The sequence below is a fragment of the Streptomyces sp. AC627_RSS907 genome, assembly GCF_019049165.1.
In genome coordinates this window covers 1-8961 of sequence record NZ_JAGMUE010000100.1, presented here as the reverse complement: position 1 = coordinate 8961, position 8961 = coordinate 1, and the positions used below count along the sequence as shown (strand labels likewise).

General features: G+C 74.2%; 1 protein-coding gene. It reads right to left on the bottom strand.

Features of this window, described 5'->3' with window-relative positions; translation table 11 throughout:
- A partial coding sequence (locus tag KUM32_RS22490) for a non-ribosomal peptide synthetase (RefSeq protein WP_217143745.1) occupies positions 1 to 8961 on the bottom strand: 8961 nt, incomplete at both ends.

Here is an 8961-nt window from a genome sequence, read left to right as displayed (position 1 = left end):
CCCGCGTCGAACCACACCACCTGCACCATCACACCCGACTCCGGCGCCAACCGCGCCACCGCCGCACGCGCCTCCCCCACCACACCGGCATCGGCATCGGCATCGGCATCGGCGAGAGACACCCGGCGCACACACCGGGCGGCGTCCACCGAACCCCGCTCCCCCACCTCCAACGCCCAGTCCTCGGACACCCGCAGCCGCAGCACGTCATGGTGGTCCAGCAGCGCCTGCACCGCCGCCGTCAGCCGCTCCTCCCCCAGCCCGCCCGGCACCCGGAGCAGCACCGACTGCTGGAAACCCTCCGCCGTGCCCCGCCACTCCCGCAGCCAGCGCATCACCGGAGTCGCCTCCACCGGACCCGCGCCGTCGTCCTCGACGGCGTCCGCCGCCTCCTCGCCCGCGGTGCGGCAGACCTCCGCCAGCGCGGCCGGTGTCCGGTGCTCGAAGATCTCGCGCGGGGTGAGGACCAGACCGGCCCGCCGCGCCCGGCTGACCAGCTGGATCGACATGATGCTGTCCCCGCCCAGCGCGAAGAACCCCTCGTCCGCGCCGACCCGCTCCACGCCCAGCACGTCGGCGAAGAGCGCGCAGAGGGTCCGCTCCACGGGAGTGCGCGGTGCCCGTCCCCCGCCCGTCGTGCCGGCGAAGCCGGGCACGGGCAGGGCCGCGCGGTCGAGCTTGGCGTTCGCGGTCAGCGGCAGCGCGTCGAGCAGCAGGATGTCGGAGGGGACCATGTACTCCGGCAGCCGTTCGGCGAGGCTCGCCCGGAGCGTGCCGGGGTCGGGCCGGCGTCCCGGTTCGGGCACGACGTAGCCGACGAGGTGCTTGCCGCCGGAGGGCGCCCGCTGCACGAGGACCACGGCGTCGGCGACCTCGTCCTGTGCGCCGAGTACGCCCTCGATCTCGCCGAGTTCGATGCGGAAGCCGCGGATCTTGACCTGGTGGTCGGCCCGCCCGAGGAACTCCAGCACTCCGTCCGGGGTCCAGCGCACCAGGTCGCCCGTGCGGTACATACGGGTACCGGCCGGACCGAACGGATCGGCGACGAACCGCTCCGCGGTCAGCGCGGACCGGTGTGCGTAGCCGCGGGCCAGCGCGTCACCGGCGATGTACAGCTCACCCGGCGCACCGGGCGGCACCGGCCGCAGCCGGCCGTCGAGCGCGTAGGCCCGCATGCCGTCCCGGGAGCGCCCGATGGGGACGCTGCCCGGCACCCGGGCCGCGTCCCTCATGGTGTGCTGGGTGGCGAACAGGGTGATCTCGGTCGGGCCGTAGATGTCGGTGACGTCGGTGTCCGGGCACGCGTTCAGGACGCGCCGCACGGACGCCGACGAGACCACGTCCCCTCCGGTCAGCACCTCCCCGACCCCCTCCAGGCAGCCGGGGTCCTCCTCCGCGACCACCCGGAACAGTCCGGCGGTGAGCAGCAGCGAGGTCACGCCGTGCGTGCGGACCGTACGGGCGATGGTGGGTACGTCGAGGTCGCCGGGTGGTGCGACGACGACCTCACCGCCGTTCAGCAGGGGCATCCACAGTTCGTAGGTGGACGGGTCGAAGCCGTACGGCGAGTGCAGCAGCACCCGGTGCGGGACCCGGCCGGCACGAGGGGCGGCACCGGGGTTCCAGCGGCGGTCGGTGGCCAGGCTCACCACTCCGCGGTGGGTGATCTCCACGCCCTTCGGCTCGCCCGTGGAGCCGGACGTGAACATCACGTAGGCGGCGCTGTCCGGCAGGACCCGCACGGCGGGGGCCCGGACGGGGAGCTCCTGCGGACGGTCGTCGCCACCGGCCGGGACCGGGACCTCGTGCTCGATTCCGGGCAGGGCGCCGGTGGTCGTGCCACCGTCGGTGACCACGACACGGCACCCGGCCAGTCGTGTCATCGAGGCGAGCCGGGCCCCCGGCAGTCTTCCGTCGAGGGGCACGTAGACCGCTCCGGCCTTCAGCACGCCGAGGACCGCCGTCACGACGTCCGGTGAACGCTCCATCAGCAGGGCGACGCGCTCCTCCGGCCGCACCCCCAGGGAGACCAGCCGCGCCGCGAGGCGGTCCGCCCGCTCGTCGAGTTCCCGGTACGTCCGCACACCGCCGTCCCAGCGGACGGCCACGGCCTCCGGCGTACGCGCCGCCTGCGCCGCGAACGCCTCGACGACGCTCGTCGCGGCCTTCGTCGTGTCCGCGTCGGCGTCGTTCCAGTCGGTGAGGATGCGGTGCCGCTCCTCGGCGGTGAGGACCTCGACGGAACCTGACGGGCGGGCGGGGTCGTCGGCGAGCGTCCGCAGCAGCGTGCGGAACCGGTCGGTGAGCGTGCGTGCGGCCTCCTCGGTGAGGAGGTGCGGCATGTAGTGGAGCCGCAGCCACAGCGCGTCGTCGCGGAGTCCGGCGGCGAGGGTCACCGGGTAGTGGGTCGCGTCGTGGACCTTCGAGCCGTTGACGGCGAGACCCGAGGACGGGACGGACCCTTCGGCGACCGGGTAGTTCTCGAAGACGACGAGGCTGTCGAAAAGCCGCGGCAGACCGGACAGCCTGGTGATCCGGCTCAGACCGATGTGCTGGTGGGCCATCAGCCTCGACTGGGCGGTCTGGACGCGCAGCAGGAGGTCGGCCAGTCGCTCGGCCGGGTCGAGGACGACCCGGACCGGGAGGGTGTTGATGAACAGGCCCGCCATGGACTCGATGCCGGGTATCTCCGGCGGCCGGCCGGAGACCGTCGTGCCGAAGACGACGTCGTCACGGCCGGTCAGCCGGGACAGCAGCAGCGCCCAGGCGCCCTGCACCAGGGTGTTGACCGTCAGGCCCCGGTCCCGCGCCAGCCGGCGCAGTGCCGTCACGGTCGGTGCGGGAAGGTCCGCTTCGATCCTGGCGGGGACGCCCGGTGCCCCGGTGACGGCGGCCGGGGTGTCCGGAGCCAGGAGCGTCGGCTCCTCCACCCCGTGGAGTTCGTCCGCCCAGGCCCGCTCGGCCGCCCTTCCGTCCTGTGCGGCGAGCCAGGCGAGGTAGTCGCTGTAGGGGGTGGACGGCGGCAGGTCCGCGCCGGTGCCGCCGGCGGCGGCGTACAGGGTGAACAGTTCCTTCGCGAGGACGGGGACCGACCAGCCGTCGAAGAGGATGTGGTGGTTGGTCAGGAGGAGACGGTGCCGGGTGTCGCTCAGGGCCACGACGGTGAGGCGCATGAGCGGTGCCCGCGCCGGGTCGAGGCGCTTCGCGCGCTCCTCGGCGGCGATCCGGCCGGCTTCCGCCTCCGCGTCCGCCTCGGGCAGGGCGCGCAGATCGACGGTTCGCCAGGGGAGTCCGGGGTCGCGGACGACCACCTGGACGGGCACGCCGGCGACGTCGGGCACGAACCCGGCGCGCAGGTTGGCGTGCCGGCGCAGCAGCGCCGTCCATGCCTCGCGCAGGACCGACGCGTCCAGGGGACCGGCCAGGTCCAGTTCGACCTGGGCGGTGTAGACGTCGGTGCCCTCGTGGTCGTAGTGGGCGTGGAAGAGCAGGCCCTCCTGGAGCGGGGAGAGCGGGAGGACGTCCTCCAGGCCGGGATACACGGCCTCCAGGGCCTCCACCTGCTCCTGGGTGAGGGCGGGTACGAGGGGGAAGTCGGACGGCGTGTGGCCGCCCGCCCCGGCGTCCGTGCCCGCGAGGGCCTCCAGCGCCCGCAGCCACCGCTCGGCCAGCTCCCGCACCTCCGCCTCGTCCAGCAGACCGCCCGCCCAGGAGAACGTCGCCGACAGCACCGGGCCCTCGGGGCCGTCCTTCGCGATGGCGTTGATCTCGAGCGCGTGCGGCAGTGCCGTCACCGGGCCGTCGAGTCCGCCCGGCCGGTCGAGCGGAGTCCAGTCGGCCGAGGACACCGAGCCCGTGCGGCCCAGGTAGTTGAAGCCGATCTGCGGCTCGGCGAGGGCCGCGAGGGCGGGCGCGGTGTCGGCGTTGAGGTGGCGCAGCAGGCCGTACCCGAAGCCATCGCCGGGTACCGCACGCAGCTTTTCCTTGACCCGCTTGACGGCGTTCGCGGGGTCGTCCCCGCAGACGGTGACGTCGAGCCGTACGGGATGGATGCGGGTGAACCAGCCGACGGTGCGGGAGAGGTCCGCCTCGGCATCAGGGTGGTCGCCGTCGCGGCCGTGGCGCTCCAGGTCGACCAGCACCCCGCCGTCGGCGTCCACGCCCCGCGCCTCGCGCCACTGGCGCACCGCGAGCGCCAGCGCGCCCAGCAGCACGTCGTCGACGCCGCCGTGGAAGGCGGCCGGGACCGAGGAGAGCAGCGGTGCCGTGTGCGTCCCCGGCAGCGTCACCGTCAGGTGTCTGGCGGTGGCGGTGGTGACCCGCGACCGGTCCAGCGCGCGACGGCCGAGCGGGAGTTCGTCCGTGTCCAGCAGGTGCGTCCAGTAGGGAAGTTCCTCCAGCAGCGCCGGGTCCTGCGCCCGCTCACCCAGCAGCCCCGCCCAACGCCGGAACGACGTACCCACCGGATCCAGCTCCACCGGCTCACCGGCCGCCACCGACTCCCACGCCTGCCGCAGATCCGGCAACAGAACGCGCCACGACACCCCGTCCACCGCCAGATGATGCACCACCACCAACAGCCGGCCCGAGGCCTCCACCCCCGCGTCGAACCACACCACCTGCACCATCACACCCGACTCCGGCGCCAACCGCGCCACCGCCGCACGCGCCTCCCCCACCACACCAGCATCAGCATCAGCATCGGCATCGGCATCGGCATCGGCATCGGCATCGGCGAGAGACACCCGGCGCACACACCGGGCGGCGTCCACCGAACCCCGCTCCCTCACCTCCAACGCCCAGTCCTCGGACACCCGCAGCCGCAGCACGTCATGGTGGTCCAGCAGCGCCTGCACCGCCGCCGTCAGCCGCTCCTCCCCCAGCCCGCCCGGCACCCGCAGGAACACCGACTGCTGGAAACCCTCCGCCGTGCCCCGCCACTCCCGCAGCCAGCGCATCACCGGAGTCGCCTCCACCGGACCCGTACCGTCGTCCTCCGCCGTGGTGGCGGGGCCGTCGACGTCGCGACACACGTGTGCCAGTGCGGCGGGGTTCTGCCGCTCGAAGACGTCGCGCGGGGTGAGGACCAGACCGGCCCGCCGCGCCCGGCTGACCAGCTGGATCGACATGATGCTGTCCCCGCCCAGCGCGAAGAACCCGTCGTCCGCGCCGACCCGCTCCACGCCCAGCACGTCGGCGAAGAGCGCGCAGAGCAGCCGCTCCCGTTCCGTGCGGGGTTCCCTGCCGCCGCCCGCGCCCTCCGGCTGCGGCACCGGGAGGGCGGTGCGGTCCAGCTTCCCGTGCCGGGTCAGGGGCAGCGCGTCCAGGACCAGCAGGGTGCTCGGGAGCGCGTACTCCGGCAGCCGCTCGGCGATCAGGGCACGCAGCCGGTCGGTGTCGAGGGTGCGGCCCGGTTCGGGCACGACATAGCCGGCCAGGTGCTTGGCTCCGGTGGGCGCCCGGTGCACCAGGACGACGGAGTCGGTCACGCCGTCCTGGTCGCCGAGGGCCGCCTCGATCTCGCCGAGTTCGATGCGGAAGCCGCGGATCTTGACCTGGTGGTCGGCCCGCCCGAGGAACTCCAGCACTCCGTCCGGGGTCCAGCGCACCAGGTCGCCCGTGCGGTACATACGGGTACCGGCCGGACCGAACGGATCGGCGACGAACCGCTCCGCCGTCTGCGCGAACCAGTTCAGGTAGCCGCGGGCCAGCGCGTCACCGGCGATGTACAGCTCACCCGGCGCACCGGGCGGCACCGGCCGCAGCCGGCCGTCGAGCACATAGGCCCGCATGCCGTCCCGGGAACGGCCGATCGGCACGGCCGACGGCACCGAACGCCGGTCGGCCATGGTGTGGGCGGTGGCGTACACGGTGATCTCGGTCGGGCCGTAGGCGTCGGTGACCACGGTGCCGGGGCAGTGCTCCAGCACCCGGCGGACGGTGGCGGCCGTGACGACGTCACCGCCGACCATCACCTCGCGGACGCCGGCGAGGCAGCCCGGGTCCTCTTCGGCCACCACGCGGAAGAGCCCGGCCGTCAGCAGGAGCAGGGTGACCTCGTGCTCGCGGACCGCCCGGGCGATGGCCGCCACGTCGGGCTCGCCGGGCGGGGCCACCACGACCTCCCCGCCGTTCAGCAGGGGCGTCCACAGCTCGCAGGTGGACGGGTCGAAGCCGTACGGCGAGTGCAGCAGCGTCCGGACGGGGCGATCGGTCGCCGTCCTCGTCCAGTGACGGTCCGTGGCCAGGCTCACCACACCGCGGTGGGTGGCCGTCACGCCCTTCGGCTCGCCGGTGCTGCCCGACGTGAACATCACGTAGGCGGCGTTGTCCGGCTGGGGGCGCGCCACGGGAGGTACGGCGGCCGGGTCCTGTCGCGGGTCGTCGTCGGTCACCGCGAGGAAGTGGGCGGCCCGGGGCAGCAGGCCGGGCGCCGTGCCCCGGTGGGTCTCGTCGGTGACGACCACCGACGCCCCGGTCTGCCGCAGCATCTCGTCCAGCCTGGTCCGGGGCAGGTCGGGGGCGAGGGGCACGTAGGCCGCTCCGGCCTTCAGCACGCCCAGGATCGCCGTCACGATCTCCGGCGAACGCTCCATCAGCAGCGCGACCCGGTCCTCCGGACCGGTCCCCAGGGACAGCAGCCGCGCCGCGAGGCGGTCCGCCCGCTCGTCGAGTTCCCGGTACGTCCGCACACCGCCGTCCCAGCGGACCGCCACGGCCTCCGGCGTACGCGCCACCTGTGCCGCGAACGCCTCGACGAGGCTCGCGGCGGGCTCCGCCGAGTCCGCGTCGGCGTCGTTCCAGTCGGCCAGGATGCGGTGCCGCTCCTCCGGTGACAGCACGTCCACCGTGCCGACGGGCCGGTGGGGGTCCTCCACGAACGCCCGCAGCACCCGCACGAACCGGTCGGCCAGCACGCGTGCTTCGTCGTCGTCGAACGCGGCGGGCGCGTACTCGATGCGCAGGGACAGCCCCTGCTCGCGCGGTGCGGCGATCAGCATGAGCCGGTAGTGGGCGGCCTCACGGGTCTCCGCGCGGGTGAGGGTGAGGGAGGTACCGGTGAGGGCCGTGGCCCTCTCGTCGACCGGATAGTTCTCGTAGACCATGGCCGAGTCGAACAGCCGGGGCAGGCCTGCGAGGCTCTGGATGTCGCTCAGCCCGAGGTACTGGTGGGCCATCAGCCCGGCCTGCTCGTCCTGGAGACCGCGCAGCAGTTCCTCGAGGGTCCGGTCCTGGTCCAGCCGCGCCCTGACGGGCAGGGTGTTGATGAACAGGCCCGCCATGGTCTCGATGCCGGGTACCTCCGGCGGACGGCCGGACACCGTCGTGCCGAAGACCACGTCGTCACGGCCGGTCAGCCGGGACAGCAGCAGCGCCCAGGCGCCCTGGAGGACCGTGTTGACGGTGAGTCCGCGGGACCTGGCCCACGTGACGAGGCGGGTGGCGAGGCCCTCGGGGAGCTCGGGGTGCACCCGTCCGGGGCGAGCGGCCGGCGCCGGCCGGTCGGAGGCGGCGGGGGCGACGAGCGTGGGCTCGTCCACCCCGTCCAGGGCCCGGGCCCAGGCGGCGTGCGCGGCGTCGCGGTCCTGCGCGGCCAGCCAGCGCAGGTAGTCGCCGTAGGGGGCGGGCCGGGGCAGCGTGGCCGCCGTTCCCCCGGCCGCGTACAGGGCGAACAGATCACGGGCCAGGACGGGCACCGACCAGCCGTCCAGCAGGAGGTGATGGTGCGTCAGGACGAGTCGGTGGCGTTTGTCGCCGAGGCGGAGCAGCGCGGCCCGCAGCAGGGGCGGGCGCGCCGGGTCGAAGCGCTCGGCGAGCTGAGCGTCCGCGATCCGGTCGCACTCCGCGGCCCGCTCGGTGTCGGGCAGGGCGCTCAGGTCGGCCGTCAGCCACGGGAGTGCGGGATCGCGGGCGATCACCTGGACGGGGGTGTCCGCGATGTCGTGGACGAACGCGGCCCGCAGGTTGGCGTGCCGGGCCAGCAGCGCCGTGCAGGCGGCCCTGAGCGCGTCCGCGTCGAGCGGGCCTTCGAGGTCCAGGCAGAGCTGCGGGGTGTAGACGTCGCTCTCGCCGCCGTCGTAGACGGCGTGGAAGAGCAGGCCCTGCTGGAGCGGGGAGAGCGGGAGGACGTCCTCCAGGCCGGGGTACGCGGCCTCCAGGGCCTCCACCTGCTCCTGGGTGAGGGAGGGTACGAGGGGGAAGTCGGACGGCGTGTGGCCGCCGGCCCCGGCGCCCGTGCCCGCGAGGGCCTCCAGCGCCCGCAGCCACCGCTCGGCCAGCTCCCGCACTTCCGCCTCGTCCAGCAGACCGCCGGCCCAGGAGAACGTCGCCGACAGCACCGGGCCCTCGGGGCCGTCCTTCGCGATGGCGTTGACGTCGAGCGCGTGCAGCAGCGGGGTGGCGGGATCGGTGCCGGCGCCCAGTCCGTGCGCGTCGTCGGCCACCGTCCATTCGGCGCGTCCGTCGGCAGGTCCGTTGGCAGGTCCGTCGGTGCTTCCGGACGGGGACGAGGCCCGGGCGTCCAGGAACGTGGTCGTACGGCCGAGGTAGTTGAAGCCGATCTGCGGCCGGGCGCAGTGCATCAGGAGCGGGGCCGTCTGCGGGTTGAGGTAGCGCAGCAAGCCGTGGCCGAAGCCCTGGCCCGGCACCCGGCCGAGCTGCTCCTTGGCCTGCTTGGCGGCGTCCACGGGATCGTCGCCCCTGACGTCGAGCCGTACGGGATGGACGCGGGTGAACCAGCCCACCGTGCGGGAGAGGTCCACGTCCGGCCGGTCGGTGTCGCGGCCATGGCCCTCCAGGTCGACCAGCACACCGCCGTCGGCGTCCACGCCCCGCGCCTCGCGCCACTGCCGCACCGCGAACGCCAGCGCACCCAGCAGCACGTCATCGACCCCGCCGTGAAAGGCGGCCGGAACCGAGGAGAGCAGCGGTGCCGTGTGCGTCCCCGGCAGCGTCACCGTG